Raw genomic sequence first — 21,614 nt, 5'->3', positions numbered from 1 at the left:
TCGTCAGCAAGTAGTACAGGCGAGTGGGTAACTCGCTCGTCTGAGCTTAACCGGTGGGTAACGAGCGCGCCAGCCCCCGGTTTTGTGATGTACGTCCCGGGATCCTGCCCACGCGCTCCCGCTCTCGCACCTAATCTCGGCTCATGGACGAAGAGTTGCGATCGCTCACGGAGCGCTTACGGGCCGAGGTCGGGGCGGGCACCTCGGAGACGTACGAACGTCTGGTGGCGACCGGAGACCCCGACGAACTGGCCGATGTCCTCACCGCCCCCGGACAGCCTTTGTGGGCCCGGGAGTTGGCCGCGTTCAGGCTGGGGCTCATGGGGGACCGGCGAGCCTTCGAGGCCCTCGTCCTCCTCCTCAACCACCGTGACCCGCAGCGCTGCGCCTCCGCCGCGTACGCGCTGGCCCGCCTCGGTGATCCGCGCACGGCCCGTGCGGCGGCCGCCCTCGCGACCAACGAACTGCGCGTCGCCTACGCCCTGCACCCGGTCCGTCTGCTGGGGGAACTGCGCGCCCCCGAGTCGGTTCCGGCGCTGATCACCACGCTGGGCCGCCGCCTGACACCGCACGACCCCTACCGGCGGGTGGCGCTCGCCTGTGTGGAGGCGCTGGGCACGCTGGGGGACCGGCGGGCGGCACCGGTCCTGAACAAGGCCCTCGCGCACCCCGCCCTCGCCGAGGCGGCGGTGCACGCCCTGGCGCGCATCCCGAAGCAGAGATGAAGCAGACATGAAGCGGAGCCCGTCACCCGGCGAGTTCCCGCACGTACCGCACCTCCGGTACGGCGACCCCGTCCACCTCGAAGGGCTCCTCGGCGCCGTCGGTCGTGAACCCCGCCCGCTCGTAGAACCGCCGCGCGGGGTCGTTGCCCTCGACGACCCACAGGAACACGCGCCGGTGCCCGGCACCGGCGCACCGGCGTATCACCTCGCCCAGCAGCGCCTGGCCGACCCCGGCGCCGAGCCGCTCGACGGCCACGTAGATCGCGTACAACTCGGCGTCCTCCGTGCGGATCTCACCGTCCCGGTAGGGCCCGTGACAGGCCCAGCCGATCACCGTGCCCGACTGCTCCGCGACGAGATCGACGACCTCGGAACCGGCCCGCACGAAGAACATGCGCCGGCGCTCGGCGTCCTCCGGCACGCTCAGGGCGTCGAGATACGTCTGCGGCATCAGGCCCTTGTAGGCGTGCTGCCAGCCCCGGATACGGATTTCGGAGACGCGGTCGCAGTCGTCGAGGGTCATCTCGCGGACGAGGATCGGGGCGTTCATGGCGGCACCCTAGGCGGAGCGGACGTACGGAGGCCTCCCGATTTCCCCCTCTGCCCTCTGGCTGCTGTCCTCAGGCCGCTGTCCTCAGAGGAGGGTCAGTTGGACCGGTTCGGGCAGCGCGGCGGGGTCGTCCGCGACGGGCTCGGTGATCCGGCGCGGCATCCCCGTGCCCGTGGGCCCGATTCCGTACTCCTGGGCGAGTTCGTGGACCTGGCGGGTGATCCGGCGCTGGTACCACTTGGGCGCGTAGGCGCCCTCCGCGTACAGCCGCTCGTACCGGCGCACCAGATGGGGGTGGTGGTGGCCCAGCCAGGCCATGTACCACTCGCGGGCACCGGGGCGCAGATGCAGCACCAGCGGGGTCACGGAGGTCGCCCCGGAGGCGGCGATCGCCCGCACGGTGGCCCGCAGCCGGTCCGGGTGGTCGCTGAGGAAGGGGAGCACCGGCGCCATCAGCACCCCGCAGCCGATGCCGTGCTCGGCCAGGGTCCGTACGACGTCCAGGCGCCGTTCCGGAGCGGGGGTGCCCGGTTCCACCGTGCGCCACAGGTCGGGGTCGGTGAAGCCGACGGAGACGGAGACACCGACGTCCGTGACCTGGGAGGCCTGCACCAGGAGGTCGAGGTCGCGCAGGATCAGCGTGCCCTTCGTCAGGATCGAGAAGGGGTTCGCGTGGTCGCGCAGGGCGGTGAGGATGCCCGGCATCAGCCGGTAGCGGCCCTCCGCGCGCTGGTAGCAGTCGACGTTGGTGCCCATGGCGATGTGCTCGCCGAGCCAGCGGCGTGAGCCGAGCTGGCGGCGCAGCAGTTCCGGCGCGTTCACCTTGACGACGATCTGGGAGTCGAAGCCGAGACCGGTGTCGAGGTTCAGATAACTGTGCGTCCTGCGGGCGAAACAGTAGACGCACGCGTGCGTGCAGCCCCGATAGGGGTTCACCGTCCATTCGAACGGCATGCGTGAGGCTCCCGGCACCCGGTTGATGATCGAACGGGCCCGGATCTCGTGGAAGGTGATCCCGCGGAACTCGGGGGAGTCGAAGGTACGGGTGGTCACCGCGTCCGCGCCGAACAGCGCGGCGTCGGCCGGGCCGGAGCCGGACTCCACTGTGAGGTTTTCCCAGCGCATGACACCTCCTCGGTAGCACTGACCCCAGAATAGAACACATGTTCCCTTGATCGTGCGATCGTATGTTCGAGTGTCGTGAAGGTCCGTGAGGGCACCCCGATTTGGGTGGCCGGGCGGCAGGGTGGTTGGGTGAGCGCGAACCCCCGAAGAACCAGCTGCTGGAGGAACGCAATGGCGCAGGTCGAGGCCACCACGGAGCGCATCGTCGCGGCGGACGCGGAGACGGTGTTCGACGCCCTCGCCGACTACAGCGGCACGCGCTCGAAGGTGATGCCGGAGCAGTTCAGCGAGTACGAGGTGCGCGAGGGCGGCGACGGCGAGGGCACCCTCGTCCACTGGAAGCTCCAGGCCACCAGCAAGCGCGTCCGGGACTGCCTCCTGGAGGTCAGCGAGCCCACCGACGGTGAACTCGTCGAGAAGGACCGCAACTCCTCGATGGTCACCACCTGGCGCGTCACCCCCGCCGGTGAGGGCACGTCGAGGGTCGTCGTCACCAGCGTCTGGACCGGCGCCACCGGCATCGGCGGCTTCTTCGAGCGGACCTTCGCCCCCAAGGGCCTCGCCCGCATCTACGACGGCCTCCTCGACAGGCTCGCCACCGAGGTGGAGAAGTAGGGAACAGCCCAAGAGGCGACCTCCCCAGGGGCGTTGACCGCCGCCCCGTACCTCTCACCGGTTCGAGTGGATCTCCGCCCCCGTGCACCGGAACGCCGTAACTCGTCGTGCTTGCTCACAGTTGTCGCCCAAAGCGGGAATTGTGCGGTAGGTGCGACGAGGGGAGCGGTACGTGGGCGGGATCACTCTGGTGCAGGACGAACCGGCCACCGCGTACGCCGCACCCCCGCCGGAACCTCCACAACTCGGCCCGCGCCAGATCCGGTTGGTGTTCTTCGGGCTCATGCTCGCGCTGCTGCTCGCCGCCCTGGAGCAGATGATCGTCGCCACCGCGCTCCCGAAGATCGTCGGCGAGCTGCACGGTCTGGACAAGATGTCCTGGGCGATCACCGCGTATCTGCTCACCGCCACCGTCGGACTGCCCCTCTACGGCAAACTCGGTGATCTGCTCGGCCGCAAGGGCGTCTTCCAGTTCGCGATCGTCGTCTTCGTCGTCGGCTCGGCGCTGGCCGGCCGGTCGCGGACCATGGACCAGCTCATCGCCTTCCGCGCCCTGCAGGGCGCCGGTGCGGGCGGGTTGATGATCGGAGTGCAGGCGATCATCGCGGACATCGTGCCGCCGCGCGCACGCGGGCGCTTCATGGGCCTGATCGGCGCCGCGTTCGGCCTCGCCTCGGTCGCCGGGCCCCTCCTGGGCGGCTACTTCACCGACCACCTCTCCTGGCGCTGGTGCTTCTGGTTCAACGTGCCGTTCGGGCTGCTGACGCTGGCCGTCGTCACCGTCGTACTGAAACTGCCGAAGCCCGCCGTCAGGGCCCGGCTCGACCTCCTCGGGGCGTTGCTGCTCGCCGCCGCCTCCACCTGCCTGGTGCTGCTGACCAGTTGGGGCGGCACCGAGTACGCGTGGGACTCGCGCGAGATCCTCGGGCTCGGCGCCGGAGCGGTCGTGGCCGGCGCGCTCTTCGTCGTCGCCGAACACTTCGCACCCGAACCCCTCATCCCGCTGCGGCTGTTCAGGGACTCCGTCTTCAACGTCACCGGTCTCGTGGGCCTGGTGATCGGGGTGGCGCTCTTCGGGGCCGCCAGCTATCTGCCGACCTTCCTCCAGATGGTCGACGGCGTCAGTGCCACCGAGTCCGGGCTCCTGATGGTGCCCATGATGGCCGGCATCGTCGGCGCGTCGGTCATCTCCGGACAGCTCATCAGCCACACCGGCCGCTACCGGATCTGGCCGGTCCTCGGCAGCGCCCTGGCGGCCCTCGGCATGTGGCTGCTGTCCCGCCTCGAAGTGGACACGCCCCGGCTGCACTACAGCCTGTGGATGGCCGTCCTCGGCGCAGGCATCGGCATGGTGATGCCGGTCCTGGTCCTCGCCGTGCAGAACTCCGTGCGCCCGGCCGACCTCGGCACCGCGACCAGCGCCAACAACTACTTCCGGCAGATCGGCGGCAGTGTCGGCGCCGCGGTCTTCGGCACCCTCTTCGCGAACCGGCTCGCCGAGTCCCTGCGCGAGAGCCTCCCGGCGCGCGCGGGTGCCCGCCTCCCCGACCCCGACTCGCTCACCCCGCAGCTCGTCCACACGCTGCCCCCGGCGCTGCGCGACAGCTACATCAGGGCGTACGCCGACGCCATGCCGCGCATCTTCCTCTACCTCGTGCCGGTACTGGTCCTCGGTCTGCTCGTCGCCTGCTTCCTGAAGGAGAAACCGCTGGTGTCCCACCACACCGCCCCCGCCGACCTCGACCCCGCGGGAACCTCGGCCACCCTGGCGATGCCGCAGAACCGGGCGCCGTACACCGCCGGAATCCCGGTGTCCGGCACGGTGCAGCACCCGGACGGGACCGTCGTTCCGCGCGCGGCGCTCACGCTCATCGACGTCACGGGAGCGCAGATCGGGCGGGGCGCGAGCGCCGAGGACGGACGGTACGCGCTGTCCACACCCGGCTCGGGCACGTACGTCATGATCGCCGCGGCCGGCGGTCACCAGCCCCAGGCGGTCTCCGTGACGGTCGGGGGACGACCCGTCGAACTGGACCTCGTCCTGGGCGGCGCCGGGCGTCTGGCGGGGCGGGTACGGAGCGCGGACGGCAATCCGGTCCCGGACGCCACCGTCACGCTCACCGACACGCACGGCGAGGTCGTCGCGACCACCCGCAGCGGACACCAGGGCGGGTACCTCATCACCGAACTGGTTGCCGGTGAGTACACCCTCGCCGTTGGCTCGCCCGCGTTCCGCCCGGCCGCGCTCCCCGTCATCGTGAAGGCGTCCCGGGAGACCTGCCAGGACGTCGAACTCGCCGGCGGCGCGGTCCTGAAGGGGACCGTGCGGGCGGGCGGCGGACGGCCCGTCGAGGACGCGCGCGTGACCCTGCTCGACATGACCGGCACCGTCGTGGACACACTCACCACCTCGGCCGACGGAACGTTCCGGTTCGTGGACCTGGCCGCCGGTGAGTACACGGTCCTCGCCTCCGGTTACCCGCCGGTCGCCACCGTCCTCCAGGTGTCCGGCGGCGGTCGTGCGGAACGCGACCTCCGGCTCGGACACGACGACTGACCAGCAGGTCCGGGCCTCCGCACCGGCCGGGCGGCCGGTCGTTTCGGCCCTACCGGCGCGCGGGGCGTGCGTCCGCGCGCCGGAGCGGACCGGCCAAGACCAATTAGCGGATTGCCACACATCGCGACGGACCGGCGCCGTACGGTGGTGACGACGGCACAGATCTTGCGGAGCCGTGGGAAGAAGGGGCCTGCGCCATGGACCGTGGCACCGAGACGGGCGTACCTCCCAGCCGCGGGGCTGGGGAGAGCGCGTCGGCGGAGCACGCCCCGGCGGGCCGGATCCCGCTGGCCGTCGTCGTGGTCGACCGCGAAGGCCTGGTCTCGCACTGGAGCCGCGGCGCGCGACGCCTGTTCGGCGCCTCCAAGGAGGAAGCCCTCGGCCGGCCCGCCGTCGACCTGCTGCCCGTCTCCGGAGCCCTCCCCGACACCGAGGACGAGAACACGACGCCCTACGGGTCGTACACGGCCTACGACGGCCTCGGACCCGACCTGGAGTCCTCCCTCGACGGCAGGCTCGCCTACCGCACGGCCGGCCGCGCCCGTCTCGCGGCGCCCGACCGGGACGGCGACCGCGTCGACGTGCTGTGGTGGGCCTACCCCCTGGTGGGCCCCGGAAGCGAGCGGCTCCTCGTGCTGGCCGCCGACACCGACGGGCTGCGCCACGAGGACGACGAGGGCGCCGTCGAGCGCATCGCGCCCGGGTTCGCCCTGCACACCGACTTCCCCGGCGCCGACGAACTCGCCCGCAGGCTTCCCGAGATCCTGCCCAGCATGAGCGTCGGGGAGAGCGCCCGCATCGTCTCCCAGATTCTCGAACTGGGCTATCCCGTCCTGGAGTTCAGCCAGAACGACCTGATTCCCGTCACCCCCGACTGGGGTGTGCCCCGGCGTGCCGAGCGCAAGGCCCGCCGGGAACGCGCGGCCCGGGCGGTGCTGGCCGGCGAGGCCCTGCCCGAGGACCTGCAGGACGAAGTCGAGGACCTCGAATACGCGGCCGTGCGCGAACGGTTGGAGTTCCTCAACGAGGTCAGCGGACGCATCGGCACCTCCCTCGACCTGTCCCGCACGATCGTCGAGGTCAGCAGAGCCGTCGTACCCCGCTTCACGGATGTGGCGGGCACCTACCTGCGTGAACAGGTCGTCGCGGGTGAGGGGTTCCCCGACGGCGTGCCCGACACGACGACGATGTGGCACCGCGTCGCCCTCGAACACACCGATGAACCGGGTCGTTGGGACGACGTCGTTCCGGTCGGTGAGGCCATGCCGTTCCCGGCGCACACGCCGTTCTTCCAGTGCATGACCAGCGGTCAGCCCGTGCTCGTGCCGCGCATCAGCGAGCAGATGGGGCACATGATCGCCTCGCAGTTCGAGAAGCGTGACATCCGGCCGCTGATCACCGGCCGCTCCATGCTGGTCGTCCCGCTGAAGGCCCGTAACGTCGTCCTCGGCTTCATGATCCTGCTGCGCCACCCGGAGCGCGTCGAGTTCAACGACATGGACCGCGTCACCGGCGCCGAACTCGCCGCCCGCGCGGGGCTCGTGCTGGACAACGCGCGCATGTACACCTACCAGGAGAGCGTCGCCGAGACCCTCCAGGACAGCATGCTGCCGAACATCCCGCCGCGCATGGCGGGCTGCGACATCGCCACCCGCTATCTGCCCGGCACACTGCTCGGCCGGGTCGGCGGCGACTGGTTCGACGCGGTGAAACTGCCCGGAGCCCGCACCGCTCTCGTCGTCGGCGACGTCATGGGACACGGCCTCAACTCGGCCGCGATGATGGGCCAGTTGCGGACGGCCGTGCAGACCATGGCCGCCCTGGACCTGCCGCCCGCCCAGCTTCTGCGCAACCTCGACGACCTCGCCCAGCGCCTGGGCGACACCTACCTCGCGACCTGCCTCTACGCCGTCTACGACCCGATCGCGGGCGAACTGCACATCGCCAACGCGGGCCATATCCCACCCGTGCTGGTCCGGGCGGAGGACGGCCGGAGCGAACTGCTCGACCTGCCCACCGGCGCGCCCATCGGCGTCGGCGGAGTGCCCTTCGAGGCGGTACGCGTGCGCGTGGCGCCCGGTGACCGGCTCGTGATGTGCACCGACGGCCTGGTCGAGGTACGCGGTGAGGACATCGGCGTGGGCCTGGCGACGCTCTGCGAGTCCGCCGCCCACCCGGCCGCCTCCATGGACGACGCGTGCGACACGATCATCCGCGCCCTCAACACGCGCGGGGGCCGCAAGGACGACGTGGCGCTGCTGATGGCCCGGCTGAGCGGCATCGAACCGGACGACGTCGCCGAATGGCGGCTCGCCCCGACCCCGCCCGAGGTGGGCCGGGCCCGAGCCGTGGTCCGTGAACAGCTCCACGAATGGGGCCTGGCGCGGCTGGTGGACAACGCGGAACTGCTGGTCGACGAACTGGTCACCAACGCCGTACGGCACTCGCACGGTCGGCCCCTTGAACTGCGGCTGGTGCGCGGCGAGACGCTGCTGTGCGAGGTGGACGACGACGATCACACCCTGCCCACGCTGCTCAGTGCCGAGCCCACAGCCGAGTTCGGCCGCGGGCTGAGTGTGGTGAGCACACTGGCCAGGGAGTGGGGCGCCAGCCGTACGGGCACGGGCAAGACCGTGTGGTTCGAGCTCACGCTGCCACGTCGGCGCTGACGCTCCGTCGGCGATGTCACCGCCCTGTGCTTGGATTGATGTTGCCGCGGGGCCGGGCGTGCCAGGCGCACTCCGGCGTACACCTCTCGAACGAGCCGTGAAGGTATACGCGGTGCGCTTGTGAGCGCGACCGGGGCACGGTAGACCGAACTGCCCGCCGCCTGGGACGGGCAGCCGTCGCACCCTGGGGAGTTGGGCATGAGCGTGACGAGTCGGTACAGGGAGTCCTGGGAGGGCTTCTGGCGGGAGGCCCCCCATGGTCAGGGGGCCGTCTTCTGGGACTCGGAGCCGATGCTGACCGCCGGTCTCCACCTCGCCGTCTTCGAACCGCATCTCGCGGACTTCGAGTTGCCCTTCCTGGACCTCGGCTGCGGCAACGGCACCCAGACCCGGTTCCTCAGCGACCGGTTCACCAGGGTCGTCGGCGCCGACCTCTCGCCCGCCGCGATCGAGCGCGCCCGGCAGGCCGACCCGGAGGGCACGGCCGAGTACGAACTGCTCGACTGCGCCGAGAGGACCGAGGTCGAGGAACTGCACGGAAAGCTCGGCGACACCAACCTGTACATGCGCGGGGTGCTCCACCAGTGCGACGCCGACGACCGGCAGACACTCGTCGACGGCATCGCCACCCTCATCGGACAGCGTGGCCGGGCCTTCCTGGTCGAACTGTCGCAGGACGCGCGCCCCCTGCTGATGGACCTCGCCCAGCGCCCCGAGGGCCCGCCGCCCAAGCTGCGCCCGGTTCTCCAGCACGGCATCGCACCGGGCGAGGTGGCGGACTCGGCGGTGCCGGTGTACCTGAGCGCGGCGGGACTCGAGGTCCTCGCGAGCGGCGAACTCCCCCTCACCACGACGGAGTACACGGCAGAGGGAACCCGCGTCGTGCTGCCCTCGAAATGGGTCGTGGTGGCGCGGCAGCGCTGAGGATCGTGGCGGCCGGACCGCGAGGCCGACGGCCGTCGTGATCAATCCGGTATGTGGTGAACCCGTGAAGGATTGACGGGAGTCGTGAAAGGTGACCAGAATTCGCATCACTTCGTTGTGACTGAAGCGAGCGAAGTGATGCGAGTGACCTGGCCGCGTGAGCCTTCGTGGCATCCGCCGCGCCGGTCGCTGGCGCTTGAAACACCTCCCACACGCCACGATCCACAGAGGCCCATTTTGTCGAGTTCGCGTCACCCCAGAACTCTTTCCGTCCTCGCCGCAACCGCTTTCGCCGCCGCTGCCGTACCCGTCCTCGCGGCGGGCACGGCGAGCGCGACCACGGGCGGGACGTGCCAGTCCGCCACCGTCCAGTACCGCATCGCCGGCGGCGACTGGACCTCGCAGGGCGGGTTCCACGCCTGGAGCAGCGTTCCCGGCGCCGTCGAGGTGCGGCTGGCCCCGGGCCAGAGTGTCGGGGAGGGCTGCAAGTACCCCGTGTCCCTGGCGGAGTACACGACGGAGGGTCCGAACTGGAACACCTCCGGCCACCAGACGATGGTCGACAAGGACACCGTCTACCTCACTTCCGCCGATGTCGCCGACGAGGGTGGCGCCGAACACGCCTGGCAGAAGCTGAGCGTGAAGACCCCGGACTGCTACGGGCAGATCGACCTGTACGGCGACGACATCGCCTACGACGGCCAGACGGGGGAGGGCCACGGGCCCGCTCCCTACCAGCCCGACAACGTGGTCACCCCGTACCACCTCATAGCCGCCTGGAACGGAGGGGAGAAGCCGTGTGACACCGGCGCCTCCGAGCCGCCCGCCCCCACGCCGTCGGAGCCCGCGCCGAGCACCCCGGCCACGCCGACCACCCCCGCGCCGCCCACGACCCCCGCGGGCAGCGAGCCGCCGGTCGAGACGACCCCGCCGACCACGCCGGACACCTCCACCACGCCGCCCACCACGCCGGACGTGCCCCCGGCCGAGTCGACGCCGCCCACCAGCCCGGAGCCCTCGCCCAGTGAGAGCACCCCGCCGCTGGCGGAGACGGGCGCCGGCGCGCCGGTCGGCCCGATCGCCGGTGTGGCGGCCGTCGTGGTCGCCCTCGGCGCCGGCGCGCTCTTCCTGGCCCGCCGCTCCCGCCGCGCCTGACCGGGCGTCGACGGACCACCGTCGTCCCGTAGGGCACAGCTCCGTTCGACAGCCCCGTCTCCGCAGGGAGGCGGGGCTGTCGTGTCCGCCCGGCAACCGAACGGTCGGGTCCGGAGATCCGTGATCTCACCCGGGCGGCCGGAGCGGGGCTTCCTGGCCGGGACGGAGCCCGGCGCGTAACGTTCGGACAGCGAGCCGCTGACCTGCGACGGGACTGTCTCACCATGAAGATTCTCATCAGCGCCGACATGGAGGGCGCCACCGGCGTCACCTGGCCGGCCGACGTACTGCCGGGCACCCCGCAGTGGGAGCGGTGCCGTTCGATGTTCACCTCGGACGTCAACGCCGCCGTGCTCGGCTTCTTCGACGGCGGCGCCGACGAGGTGCTGGTCAACGAGGCCCACTGGACCATGCGCAACCTGCTCCTCGAACGGCTCGACGAGCGGGTGGAGATGCTCACCGGGCGCCACAAGTCGCTGTCCATGGTCGAGGGCGTGCAGCACGGCGACGTGGACGGCATCGCCTTCGTCGGCTATCACGCGGGCGCCGGCATGGAGGGCGTCCTGGCCCACACCTACCTCGCCAACTCCATCACCGGCGTGTGGGTGAACGACGTGCGGGCCAGCGAAGGGCTCCTCAACTCCCATGTGGTCGCCGAGTACGGGGTTCCCGTCGTCCTCGTCACCGGTGACGACCACGCCTGCGAGGACGCCCTCGGTTACGCGCCCGAGGCGCTGAAGGTCGCCGTCAAGGACCATGTCTCGCGGTACGCCGCCGTCTGCCGGACACCCGCCAGGACCGCGGCCGACATCCGGGCGGCCGCCAAGGAGGCCGCCGCACTCGCCGTGCGGCACGAGCCCGTCGTCGGCGGCCCGTTCACCGTCGCCCTGGAGTTCGACGCCGAGCATCTCGCCATGGCCGCCACCGTCGTGCCCGGCGTCGCGCGGATCGGTGAGCGCAAAGTGGCCTACACCAGCGGCACAATGTACGAGGGCATTCGTACCTTCAAAGCGGTCACGACGATCGCATCGGCCGCGGTGGAGGAGCAGTATGGCTGACCAGCAGGCGCTCGACGAGGTGGTGTCGTTCACCTCGGACCTGATCCGGATCGACACGACCAACCACGGCGGCGGCGACTGCGTCGAGCGGCCGGCCGCCGAGTACGCCGCCGCGCTGCTCGCGGAGACCGGCCTCGAACCCGAGCTCCTGGAGCGGCGGAAGGGGCGCACCAACGTGGTCGCCCGGATCGAGGGCACCGATCCCTCCGCCGACGCACTGCTTCTGCACGGCCACCTCGACGTCGTACCCGCACAGGCCGGCGACTGGAGCGTCCACCCGTTCTCCGGGGAGATCCGCGACGGCGTCGTCTGGGGGCGGGGCGCCGTCGACATGAAGAACATGGACGCGATGATCCTCGCCGTCGTCCGGCAGTGGGCCCGCCACGGCGTCCGGCCCCGGCGCGACATCGTGATCGCGTTCACCGCCGACGAGGAGGACAGCGCGGCGGACGGCTCCGAGTTCCTGGCCGCCGAGCACCCGGAGTTGTTCGACGGGTGCACCGAAGGGGTCGGCGAGTCCGGGGCGTTCACCTTCCACGACGGCGACGGACGCCACCTGTATCCCATCGCCGCCGGTGAACGCGGCACCGCCTGGCTCAAGTTGACCGCCAAGGGCCGGGCCGGGCACGGCTCGAAGGTCAACCACAGCAACGCCGTCACCCGCCTCGCCGCCGCCGTCGCCCGCATCGGCGCCCACGAGTGGCCACCACGCCTCACCCCGACCGTCGAAGCCGCCCTCGTGCGCCTCGCCGCCGTCTACGGCGTCGATCCCGGCCTGGACGACGTCGACGGACTCCTCACCAAGCTCGGACCCGCCGCCCGGCTCGTCGAGGCGACCGTCCGAAACAGCGCCAACCCGACCATGCTGAACGCCGGTTACAAGGTCAACGTCATCCCCGGGGAAGCCGTGGCGTACGTCGACGGACGCTTCCTGCACGGCTGCGAGGACGAGTTCCGTGACACCCTCGACGAACTCACCGGCCCCGACGTCACCTGGGAGTTCCACCACCGCTCGGTGGCCCTGCAGGCGCCCGTGGACTCACCCACGTACGCCCGGATGCGCGCTGCCGTCGAGGAGTTCGCACCCGAGGGGCTCGTGGTGCCGTACTGCATGTCGGGTGGCACCGACGCCAAGCAGTTCTCGCGGCTCGGCATCACCGGATACGGGTTCGCGCCGCTGAAGCTGCCCGAGGGCCTCGACTACCAGGCACTCTTCCACGGTGTCGACGAGCGCGTCCCGGTCGAGGCGCTGCACTTCGGTGTCCGGGTACTCGACCGGTTCCTGCGCACGGCCTAGGGAGTGGGGAAGACAGTGCAGACACTGCCGTACGGATCATGGCTCTCGCCCATCGACGCGGAACTCGCCGCCGCGCACGACGGGTCGCCCGACTGCGTGGGCTTCGTCGGGGACGAGGCATGGTGGACGGAACCCCGGCCCACCGAGGGCGGCCGGCGCACCCTGGTGCGGCGGCGCGCGGACGGCTCCCAGGAGTCGGTCCTGGACGCCCCGTGGAACGTGCGCAGCCGGGTCATGGAGTACGGCGGTCATCCATGGGCCGGCGTCATGCGCGACGACGGCCCGCTGGTCGTCTTCGTCAACTTCGCCGATCAGCGGCTGTACCGCCTTCAGGAGGGTCAGGAACCGCGCCCGCTCACGCCGTTGTCCCCGGTCGGCGGCGGACTGCGCTGGGTGGAGCCGCAGTTGCGGCTCGACCTCGGTGAAGTCTGGTGCGTACTGGAGGAGTTCACCGGCGACGGACCCACCGACGTACGGCGTGTCCTCGCCGCCGTGCCGCTGGACGGGTCGGCCGCCGAGGCGCGGGACGCCGTCCGTGAACTCACCGACGACGCCCACCGGTTCGTCACCGGAGCCCGCGTCTCGCCCGACGGACTGCGTGCGGCCTGGCTCGCCTGGGACCACCCTCGGATGCCCTGGGACGGCACGGAGCTGGTCCTCGCGGAGGTGGGCGCCGACGGCACGCTGAGCGGGGCCCGGACGGTCGCCGGCGGGACCGACGAGTCGATCGCGCAGGTCGACTGGGCGAGCGACGGAGCCCTGCTGTACGTCAGCGACCGCTCAGGCTGGTGGAACCTGTACCGGGACGACGTGGCCGTGTGTCCCCGACCGGAGGAGTTCGGCGGGGCGCTGTGGAAGGTCGGGCAGCGCTGGTTCGCCCCGCTGGACGGCGGCCTCGTCGCGGTCGTGCACGGGCGCGGGGCGACCACGCTCGGCATCCTGGACCCCGAGACCGGCGACGTCGTCGACGCGGCCGGCCCCTGGACCGAGTTCGCGGCCACCCTCGCCGTGCACGGGGAGAGGGTCGTCGCCGTCGGGGCCAGTCCCCGCAGCGCCTACGAGGTGGTCGAGCTGGACACCCGTACGGGACGGGCCCGGGTCGTCGGCGCCGCCCACCAGGACCCGGTCGACCCCGTGTACTACCCCGAGCCGCAGATCCGCACCTTCACCGGCCCGGAGGGCCGGGACATCCACGCGCACATCTATCCGCCGCACCACCCCGGTCACACGGCGCCCGACGACGAGCTGCCCCCGTACGTCGTGTGGGCGCACGGTGGGCCGACCGGGCGGGCGCCGCTCGTGCTCGACCTGGAGATCGCCTACTTCACCTCCCGGGGCATCGGCGTCGCCGAGGTCAACTACGGCGGCTCCACCGGGTACGGGCGCGAATACCGCAACCGGCTGCGCGAACAGTGGGGCGTCGTCGACGTCGAGGACTGCGCGGCCGTCGCGCTCGCCCTCGCCGAAGAGGGCACCGCCGACAGTGCCCGGCTCGCCGTCCGGGGCGGCAGCGCGGGTGGCTGGACCGCGGCGGCCTCCCTCACCGGCACCGACGTCTACGCCTGCGGCACGATCCTCTACCCGATCCTCGACCTGGCCGGCTGGGGCTCGGGGGAGACCCACGACTTCGAGTCGCAGTACCTGGAGTCCCTGGTCGGACCGCTCGCCGAGGTCCCGGGCCGCTATCTGGAGCGCTCGCCCGCCGAGCACGCCGCCGACATCACCGCACCCTTCCTGCTGCTGCAGGGGCTGGACGACGTCATCTGCCCGCCCGTGCAGTGCGAGCGCTTCCTCGCCCGTCTCGCCGCGGAGGGGCGACGAGTGCCGCACCGCTACCTCGCGTTCGAGGGGGAGGGGCACGGATTCCGGCGCGCGGACACGACCGTACGCGTCCTGGAGGCCGAACTCTCCCTGTACGCACAGGTCTTCGGGCTCACCCCGCCCGGCATTCCCACCCTGGAGCTCGTCAAGTGAAGCCACTGGTAAGGCCGTCGAGGCTCGCGCCGGGTGCCCGCGTGGCCGTCGTCGCGCCCAGCGGACCCGTGCGCGAGGAGCGGCTGCAGTCCGGGCTCGACCTGCTGCGCGGCTGGGGCCTCGATCCCGTGGTCGCGCCCCATGTCCTGGACCGGCACGGGGAGTTCGACTACCTCGCGGGCACCGACGCCGACCGCGCCGCCGACTTCCAGGCCGCCTGGTGCGATCCCGCGGTCGACGCGGTGCTGTGCGCCCGGGGCGGCTACGGCGCGCAGCGCATGGTCGACCTGCTCGACTGGGACGCGCTGCGGGCGGCCGGTCCCAAGGTGTTCGTCGGCTACAGCGACATCACCGCCCTGCACGAGGCGTTCGCGGTCCGTCTGGGACTCGCCACCCTGCACGGTCCGATGATCTCCGCCGTCGACTTCCTCAAGAACGCGCGGACCCAGGAGCAGTTGCGGGCGACGCTGTTCGATCCGGAGTCGGTACGGGTCGTCACCGCCCTGGAAGGCGCCGGGGCCCTGGTGCCCGGGCGGGCCCGGGGTGTCACCCTCGGCGGCTGCCTGATCATGCTCGCCACCGAACGGGGCACCCCGCACGCCCGGCCCGGCGCGCGCGGCGGACTGGTCATGATCGAGGACGTGGGGGAGAGCGCGTACCAGATCGACCGGACCCTCACCCAACTGCTGCGGACCGGCTGGCTCGACGGCGTCGCCGGGATCGCGCTCGGCTCGTGGGAGCGGTGCGGTCCGTACGAGGACCTGCGCGCCGTGTTCGCCGACCGGCTCGGCCGGCTCGGGGTGCCGGTGGTGGAGGGGTTCGGGTTCGGACACTGCGACGGGGCGCTGACGATCCCCTTCGGGGTGGCCGCCGAACTGGACGCGGACGCGGGGACACTGACGCTGGAGGAGCCGGCGTTGCGCTGAGCGGCGCGGTGCCGTCACCCGTCCGGCGTACCTCCGGGCGCGCGGGAAGCCCTGGCTCGGCCCATGCTGGCCTCATGAGCCCGAAGACCTTCGAGAGCGGTGGCAGCGCCGGTGGCAGGGCCTCCGGCGCGCGGGGGCTGCTCACGCCCGCCAGGGTCGCCGTCGGGGCGCTCGCCCTGCTCGCCCTGATCTTCATCTTCGAGAACACCCGCGCCACCAGGATCCGGCTGCTGATCCCCGAGGTGACCATGCCTCTGTGGATGGCGCTGCTGGGCACCGCGGTCATCGGCGCCCTCTGCGGGGCCTACTTCATGCGGCGCCGGAGATGAACAGGCGCCGTGCGTAAGGTGGCTGAGTGTCCGAGCGCAGTGAGTACCTCGCCGAAGGGCCCCGTGTGGGCATACGTCCGTTCACCTACGAGGACGGCCCCGAGTTCATCGCCCGGGTGCGGGAGAGCCGGGAACTGCACCACCCCTGGCTGGCTCCGCCGGCCGGCCCGGACGCCTACGCCGCGTACGCCGGGCGGCTGATCGAGGATCCGACGAAGGCCGGGTTCCTCGTGTGCGAGAAGGGCGACGGGACCGGTGGAGAGGGTGGGGCCGTCGCCGGGTTCGTGAACATCAACAACATCGTCCAGGGCGGCTTTCTGTGCGGCGCCCTCGGTTACGGGGCCTTCGCACACGCGGCCGGGCGGGGGCTGATGGGCGAGGGTCTCGGTCTCGTCGTGCGGTACGCCTTCGGGCCGCGCCTGCGGCTGCACCGGCTGGAGATCAACGTGCAGCCGGGCAACGCCGCCTCGATCGCCCTCGCCCGGCGCTGCGGCTTCCGGCTGGAGGGCTTCTCGCCGAACTTCCTCTACATCGACGGCGCTTGGCGGGACCACGAACGGTGGGCGATCACCTCGGACATGCTGAGGAAGCAGCCGGGCGCCCGCGGCCGTCGGCGTTAGGCGGGCGAGGGCCGGGGTATCCGGCGGTCATGGACCGCATCGATCACCTGGAACATCTCGACAAGCATCTGGTCGACGAGCTTGCGCGGGTGGCGCGCGAGGCCGTGCGTGACGAACTGCGTGAGCAGACCCGCAAACAGCGCCGCACCGCAGCGCTGTACGCCACGTCGGGCGCCGTTGCCCTGTACGCGGGCGCGGCTCTCGCGCTCGCCCTCGGGCTGGGCCTGGCGACGGGGCTGCCGGACTGGGCCGCCGCCCTCATCACGGCGGTGGTCCTCGGTGCCCTGGCCTACTCCCTGCGCAACATGGCCCGACCGGGCCCGTCCCGTACGCACCCCCCGGCCGGCAGCGTCGGCGCGGCCGCGGACCCGCCGGTCTCGGCGCCTGCCAAGGGGTTCGGCGTGCCCGTGCCGCCCGTGCCCCCGGCCGCGCCGAACGCCACCGCGCCCGGAACGCCCGCCCGGGACGGCATCGACCCCGAGGGGCCGCACCACCGGCCATGAGCCTTCCAGGAGAAACGGGCCGCCGACCCAGCTGGGTCGGCGGCCCGTTTCGTATGTTCCCCTGTTTCCCCTGTTCCTGTTCAGCCGCCCTGCAGTTGGGGCAGCACCTTCGTGCGGTAGAAGTCGAAGAAGCCGCGCTGGTCGGGGCCGATCTGGCTGACGTAGACCCGGTCGAAGCCCGCGTCGGCGAAGGCGGACAGCTCCGAGACATGTGCGTCGACGTCGGCGCCGCAGACGGTGTTCTCGCTCACCATGGACTCGGTGACCAGCGGCTCCAACTGCTCGAAGTGGCGCGGGGTGGGCAGGATCTGGGCCATCTCGCCGGGCAGCAGCTGGTTGGACCACAGCCGGCGCACCGTACGGACGGCCTCGTCGCGGTCGGTGCCGTAGCAGACCTTCGTGCCGCCGCTGACGAGACCCGCGCCCCCGCCGCCCTTGCGGAACTGGGTCGTGAGGTCCTCGTCGGGGCCCATGGTGATGTAGCCGTCGCCCACGCGGGCGGCGAGCGCGGTGGCCTGGGGGCCGAAGCCGGAGACGTCGATCGGGACGGGCTCGTCGGGGACGGTGTACAGACGGGCGTTCTCGACGGTGTAGTGAGGGCCGCGGTGGTTGACCTCCTCGCCGGTGAAGAGGCGGCGCATCACCTGGATGGCCTCCTCCAGCATCTCCAGGCGGGTGTGCGCGGGCGGCCACCGATCGCCCAGGACGTGCTCGTTCAGCGCCTCGCCCGAGCCGACGCCGAGCCGGAAACGGCCCTCGGTCAGCACCGCGCTGGTCGCCGCCGCCTGCGCCACCACCGCCGGGTGCATGCGTACGGTCGGGCAGGTCACGGCTGTTTCGATGGGCAGCGACACGGCCTGGGACAGCGCGCCGATCACGGACCACACGAAGGGGCTCTGGCCCTGCGCGCCGTTCCACGGGTGGTAGTGGTCCGAGATCCACAGCGCCTGGAATCCGGCCTGTTCGGCCTGCCTCGCCTGCTCGACGAGGTCCGCCGGACCGAATTCCTCGCACGCGAGGAAATAGCCGTATTCGGGCATGGAGAAGCACCTCCGGAAGAGAGCGGGTCGGGGTCCGTTCCGGGTACCCAGCGGACGGCGGGGAAACCGGCGCACCGAGGTCGATGCGCGGTCGGCCGAACCGGGCGGCGGCAGACGTTTGGGTGCCCTGACCAGGGGGACGCGGAAAGTTCCGTACGACGTCCACGCAGGCGTTCGTACGACTGACCGAAGGCTCAGCACACGCGACACCGCCGGAGGCGAAAACGTGAGTCGACCCCGCATCCTGATCGTCGGCGCGGGCTTCGCCGGGTACCAGACGGCCCGCACCCTGGCCCGGCTGACCCGGCAGAAGGCCGACATCACCCTGCTGAACCCGACCGACCACTTCCTGTACCTGCCCCTGCTGCCCCAGGTCGCCGCCGGTGTCCTGGAACCCCGCCGCGTCACCGTCTCCCTCCCCGGCACCCTGCGCGGGGTGCGCCTGGTGCTCGGCGAGGCGGACGCCGACGGCATCGACCTCGACGCGCGCACCGTGCGCTACACGGACCCCGAGGGCGAGAGCGGAACCCTCGGCTACGACCGGCTCGTCCTCGCCGTCGGCAGCGTCAACAAACTGCAGCCCGTACCCGGCGTCGCCGAGAACGCCCACGGCTTCCGCGGGTTGCCCGAGGCGCTGTATCTGCGCGACCACGTGACCCGGCAGGTCGAACTCGCGGCCACCGCCGACGACCCCGGGAGCCGCGCGGCCCGCTGTACGTTCGTCGTGGCCGGCGCCGGATACACCGGCACCGAAGTCGCCGCGCACGGGCAGCTGTTCACCGACGCGCTGATGCGCGGGCAACCCCGGCGCGACGGCGTTCGGCCACGCTGGCTGCTCCTGGACACCGCGCCGCGCGTCCTGCCCCAGCTCGACGGGAAACTGTCGCGCACCGCCGACCGGGTGCTGCGGCAGCGGGGCATCGATGTCCGCACGGGAACCTCCGTGAAGGAGGCGACGCCCGGTGGAGTCCTGCTGTCCGACGGGGAGTTCGTCGAGTCGCGCACCCTCGTGTGGTGCGTCGGGGTCCGCCCCGACCCGCTGGTCGAGAGCATCGGGCAGCCCCTGGAACGTGGCCGGCTGATCGTCGACCCCTTCCTCCAGGTGCCGGGCCACCCCGAGGTGTTCGCCTGCGGCGACGCCGCCGCCGTGCCCGACCTGAACAAGCCCGGCGAGTTCACCGGCATGACCGCGCAGCACGCCTGGCGGCAGGGCAAGGCCGCCGCCCGCAATGTCGCCGCCTCGCTCGGCCTCGGGTCCCGCACCGCCTACCGCCACCGTGGCCTGGGGTTCGTCGTCGATCTGGGCGGGGTCAAGGCCGCCGCCAACCCGCTCGGCGTCTCACTGTCCGGACCCGTCGCCGGCGCGGTCACCCGGGGTTACCACCTCGCGGCGATGCCAGGAAACCGGGTGCGCGTCGCGGCGGACTGGCTGCTGGACGCCGTACTCCCGCGCCAGGGCGTGCAGTTGGGGCTCGTACGGTCCTGGTCGGTGCCGCTGGACACGGCGTCGCCGGAGCCGGCCCGGGTGCCGGACGGCGCGCGCAGGTCCCCGGAACGGGTGCCGGAACAGTCGTCGGGACGGGCCGCACAGTGGTCCGCTCCATCGGAAGGAGAGTCGTGAAAACCGCCGAAACCCTGCACAACACCGCCGAACTCGCCGAGCTGGGACAGCAGTGGCGTGTCGACAGCATCCGGGCCTCGGCCGCCGCGGGCTCCGGGCATCCGACCTCGTCCATGTCCGCCGCCGATCTGATGGCCGTACTCCTGGCCCGCCACTTCCGCTACGACTTCGACCGGCCGACCCACCCCGGCAACGACCGCTTCGTCCTCTCCAAGGGACATGCCTCGCCGCTGCTCTACGCCGCCTACAAGGCGGTCGGCGTCATCGACGACGCCGAACTGCTCACCTACCGCACGCTCGGCAGCCGGCTCGAAGGGCACCCGACACCCCGGCGGCTGCCCTGGGTCGAGACGGCCACCGGATCGCTCGGCCAGGGGCTGCCCGTGGCCGTCGGTATCGCGCTGGCCGGCAAGCGGCTCGACGGCACCGGATACCGGGTGTGGGTGATGTGCGGGGACAGCGAGCTGGCCGAGGGGTCGGTGTGGGAGGCCGCCGAGCACGCCTCGTACGAGCAGCTCGACAATCTGGTCCTCGTCGTCGACGTCAACCGGCTCGGACAGCGCGGGCCGACCCGGCACGGGCACGATCTGGACGCCTATGCCCGCCGGTTCAAGGCCTTCGGCTGGCACACTGTCGAGGTCGACGGGCACGATGTCGAGGCCGTCGACCGGGCCTACGGCGAGGCCGAGTCCACGACCCGGCAGCCTGTCGTCATCCTCGCCCGCACCCTCAAGGGCAAGGGCGTCGCGGCCGTCGAGGACCGTGAGGGCCTGCACGGCAAGCCGCTCAAGGACGCCGACGACGCGATCACCGAACTCGGCGGGCCCCGCGACCTGCGCGTCCGCCCGCCCGAGCCGCGCGCCGCCCGCGCGCTGCACGCCGTACGCGCCGGACACCTCGAACCGCCCCGCTGGGACGAGGGGGAGAAGGTCGCCACCCGGGACGCCTACGGGCAGGCGCTCCTCGCGCTCGGCAACGCCCGGGGCGACATCGTGGCGCTCGACGGCGAGGTCAGCGACTCGACGCGAGCCGAGGCCTTCGCCAAGGAATACCCCGACCGGTTCTTCGAGTGCTACATCGCCGAACAGCAACTCGTCGCCGCCGCCGTGGGGTTGGCGTCGCGCGGCTGGGTGCCGTACGCGTCGACGTTCGCCGCCTTCCTGACCCGCGCCCATGACTTCCTGCGCATGGCGGCGGTCAGCGGGGCCGGCATCAACCTGGTCGGCTCGCACGCGGGCGTGGCGATCGGGCAGGACGGGCCCTCCCAGATGGGCCTGGAGGACCTGGCGATGTTCCGCGCGCTGCACGGCTCGACGGTCCTTTATCCGTGCGACGCCCACCAGACCGCGCGGCTCGTCACCACCATGGCGGGCCTCGACGGCATCCGCTATCTGCGCACCTCGCGCGGCGGGACACCGCAGCTGTACGGGCCCGACGAGGAGTTCCCCGTCGGCGGCAGCAAGGTGCTGCGGTCCGCCGGGCGCGAGGACCGGCTGACCGTGGTCGCGGCGGGCGTGACCGTCCATGAGGCGCTGGCCGCCGCCGACGCCCTCGACGCCCAGGGCATCCCGGTGCGGGTCGTCGACCTGTACTCCGTCAAGCCCGTCGACCGGCTCACCCTGCGCCGGGCCGCCGAGGAGACCGGCTGTCTGCTCACCGTCGAGGACCACCGGGAGGAGGGCGGTATCGGGGACGCGGTCCTCGACGCCTTCCTCGACGGACGGCCGGTGCCCCGTCTCGCCCGCCTCGCCGTTCGTACGATGCCCGGCTCGGCGAGCCCCGACGAGCAGCTGCACGCCGCGGGCATCGACGCCGAGGCGATCATGGCGGCGGGCCGGCTGCTCGTGGAGGAGGGGATCGCGCCGTGACCGACGCCGCGGTACGGCGGGTACGCGCGGACCGACGGTCGCGGACGCGGTCGAGCGG

General features: G+C 71.9%; 18 protein-coding genes. 15 read left to right on the top strand and 3 right to left on the bottom strand.

Translation table 11 applies throughout. From position 1 onward, the window contains the following. The first annotated feature begins 143 nt into the window (after positions 1-143). Positions 144-725, top strand: a complete 582-nt coding sequence (locus tag PV734_RS07110; RefSeq protein ID WP_319094657.1) for an adenylosuccinate lyase — start codon at positions 144-146, stop codon at positions 723-725. Positions 726-747: 22 nt separating this feature from the next. Here PV734_RS07110 and PV734_RS07105 read toward each other — a convergent pair whose 3' ends face one another. Next, positions 748-1,275: a GNAT family N-acetyltransferase gene (locus tag PV734_RS07105; RefSeq protein WP_319094658.1), complete on the bottom strand. Its 528-nt coding sequence runs from the start codon at positions 1,273-1,275 to the stop codon at positions 748-750. A gap of 84 nt (positions 1,276-1,359) precedes the next feature. Further along, positions 1,360-2,400 carry an Rv2578c family radical SAM protein gene (locus tag PV734_RS07100; protein WP_319094659.1) on the bottom strand — a complete coding sequence of 347 codons (1,041 nt, stop codon included), beginning with the start codon at positions 2,398-2,400 and terminating at the stop codon, positions 1,360-1,362. A gap of 171 nt (positions 2,401-2,571) precedes the next feature. Here PV734_RS07100 and PV734_RS07095 point away from each other — a divergent pair, with 171 nt between their 5' ends. The 12 genes from PV734_RS07095 (at position 2,572) to PV734_RS07040 (ending at position 17,027) form a co-directional block, all read left to right on the top strand. After that, positions 2,572-3,015, top strand: a complete 444-nt coding sequence (locus PV734_RS07095; protein WP_319094660.1) for an SRPBCC family protein — start codon at positions 2,572-2,574, stop codon at positions 3,013-3,015. A gap of 172 nt (positions 3,016-3,187) precedes the next feature. Then, on the top strand, positions 3,188-5,572 hold the full coding sequence (locus tag PV734_RS07090) for an MFS transporter (protein WP_319288950.1): 2,385 nt from the start codon (positions 3,188-3,190) through the stop codon (positions 5,570-5,572). 197 nt (positions 5,573-5,769) lie between these two features. Continuing rightward, positions 5,770-8,241 carry a SpoIIE family protein phosphatase gene (locus PV734_RS07085; RefSeq protein WP_319288949.1) on the top strand — a complete coding sequence of 824 codons (2,472 nt, stop codon included), beginning with the start codon at positions 5,770-5,772 and terminating at the stop codon, positions 8,239-8,241. Positions 8,242-8,439: 198 nt separating this feature from the next. After that, positions 8,440-9,165 carry a class I SAM-dependent methyltransferase gene (locus tag PV734_RS07080; protein WP_319094663.1) on the top strand — a complete coding sequence of 242 codons (726 nt, stop codon included), beginning with the start codon at positions 8,440-8,442 and terminating at the stop codon, positions 9,163-9,165. 237 nt (positions 9,166-9,402) lie between these two features. Further along, entirely contained in the window at positions 9,403-10,320 is a 918-nt protein-coding gene (locus PV734_RS07075) for a hypothetical protein (RefSeq protein WP_319094664.1), read from the top strand. Between the two features lie 224 nt (positions 10,321-10,544). Continuing rightward, positions 10,545-11,378, top strand: coding sequence for a M55 family metallopeptidase (locus tag PV734_RS07070; protein ID WP_319094665.1), 834 nt, complete (start codon positions 10,545-10,547; stop codon positions 11,376-11,378). Further along, positions 11,371-12,675 (top strand): M20/M25/M40 family metallo-hydrolase, encoded by a 1,305-nt coding sequence (locus PV734_RS07065; RefSeq protein WP_319288948.1) that lies wholly within the window; start codon positions 11,371-11,373, stop codon positions 12,673-12,675. Before PV734_RS07070 ends, PV734_RS07065 begins: the two co-directional genes overlap by 8 nt. A gap of 15 nt (positions 12,676-12,690) precedes the next feature. Continuing rightward, positions 12,691-14,649 (top strand): prolyl oligopeptidase family serine peptidase, encoded by a 1,959-nt coding sequence (locus PV734_RS07060; RefSeq protein WP_319288947.1) that lies wholly within the window; start codon positions 12,691-12,693, stop codon positions 14,647-14,649. Continuing rightward, positions 14,646-15,575 carry an LD-carboxypeptidase gene (locus PV734_RS07055; protein ID WP_319288946.1) on the top strand — a complete coding sequence of 310 codons (930 nt, stop codon included), beginning with the start codon at positions 14,646-14,648 and terminating at the stop codon, positions 15,573-15,575. Before PV734_RS07060 ends, PV734_RS07055 begins: the two co-directional genes overlap by 4 nt. Positions 15,576-15,649: 74 nt before the next feature. Next, complete coding sequence (locus PV734_RS07050; protein WP_319094669.1) at positions 15,650-15,904, top strand: LapA family protein; 255 nt, start codon at positions 15,650-15,652, stop codon at positions 15,902-15,904. Positions 15,905-15,930: 26 nt separating this feature from the next. Further along, positions 15,931-16,524, top strand: a complete 594-nt coding sequence (locus PV734_RS07045; protein ID WP_319094670.1) for a GNAT family protein — start codon at positions 15,931-15,933, stop codon at positions 16,522-16,524. 29 nt (positions 16,525-16,553) lie between these two features. Further along, a complete protein-coding gene (locus PV734_RS07040; RefSeq protein WP_319288945.1) occupies positions 16,554-17,027 on the top strand; it encodes a phage holin family protein in 474 nt (157 codons plus the stop codon). 80 nt (positions 17,028-17,107) lie between these two features. On the opposite strand, the gene PV734_RS07035 is transcribed toward PV734_RS07040, so the two are convergent. Continuing rightward, complete coding sequence (locus tag PV734_RS07035; protein WP_319094672.1) at positions 17,108-18,067, bottom strand: LLM class F420-dependent oxidoreductase; 960 nt, start codon at positions 18,065-18,067, stop codon at positions 17,108-17,110. A 226-nt stretch (positions 18,068-18,293) separates the two neighbouring features. Here PV734_RS07035 and PV734_RS07030 point away from each other — a divergent pair, with 226 nt between their 5' ends. Beyond that, the gene (locus PV734_RS07030) at positions 18,294-19,688 is read left to right on the top strand and encodes an NAD(P)/FAD-dependent oxidoreductase (protein WP_319288944.1); all 1,395 of its coding nucleotides are present in this window, start codon (positions 18,294-18,296) and stop codon (positions 19,686-19,688) included. After that, complete coding sequence (locus PV734_RS07025; RefSeq protein ID WP_319288943.1) at positions 19,685-21,556, top strand: transketolase; 1,872 nt, start codon at positions 19,685-19,687, stop codon at positions 21,554-21,556. Before PV734_RS07030 ends, PV734_RS07025 begins: the two co-directional genes overlap by 4 nt. The last annotated feature ends 58 nt before the right edge of the window (positions 21,557-21,614 follow it).

This window comes from Streptomyces sp. AK08-02 (assembly GCF_033795085.1).
Lineage (GTDB): Bacteria > Actinomycetota > Actinomycetes > Streptomycetales > Streptomycetaceae > Streptomyces > Streptomyces echiniscabiei.
The sequence above is the reverse complement of the archived record's forward strand: the minus strand, read 5'-3'. Positions and strand labels throughout refer to the sequence as shown.

Bases quoted from the DNA above. Each gene is read 5' to 3' on its own strand.
- PV734_RS07080 (WP_319094663.1), top strand. From the start codon at position 8,440: ATGAGCGTGACGAGTCGGTACAGGGAGTCCTGGGAGGGCTTCTGGCGG.
- PV734_RS07110 (WP_319094657.1), top strand. From the start codon at position 144: ATGGACGAAGAGTTGCGATCGCTCACGGAGCGCTTACGGGCCGAGGTC.
- PV734_RS07105 (WP_319094658.1), bottom strand. From the start codon at position 1,275: ATGAACGCCCCGATCCTCGTCCGCGAGATGACCCTCGACGACTGCGAC.
- PV734_RS07035 (WP_319094672.1), bottom strand. From the start codon at position 18,067: ATGCCCGAATACGGCTATTTCCTCGCGTGCGAGGAATTCGGTCCGGCG.
- PV734_RS07095 (WP_319094660.1), top strand. From the start codon at position 2,572: ATGGCGCAGGTCGAGGCCACCACGGAGCGCATCGTCGCGGCGGACGCG.
- PV734_RS07085 (WP_319288949.1), top strand. From the start codon at position 5,770: ATGGACCGTGGCACCGAGACGGGCGTACCTCCCAGCCGCGGGGCTGGG.
- PV734_RS07040 (WP_319288945.1), top strand. From the start codon at position 16,554: ATGGACCGCATCGATCACCTGGAACATCTCGACAAGCATCTGGTCGAC.
- PV734_RS07065 (WP_319288948.1), top strand. From the start codon at position 11,371: ATGGCTGACCAGCAGGCGCTCGACGAGGTGGTGTCGTTCACCTCGGAC.
- PV734_RS07050 (WP_319094669.1), top strand. From the start codon at position 15,650: ATGAGCCCGAAGACCTTCGAGAGCGGTGGCAGCGCCGGTGGCAGGGCC.
- PV734_RS07070 (WP_319094665.1), top strand. From the start codon at position 10,545: ATGAAGATTCTCATCAGCGCCGACATGGAGGGCGCCACCGGCGTCACC.
- PV734_RS07100 (WP_319094659.1), bottom strand. From the start codon at position 2,400: ATGCGCTGGGAAAACCTCACAGTGGAGTCCGGCTCCGGCCCGGCCGAC.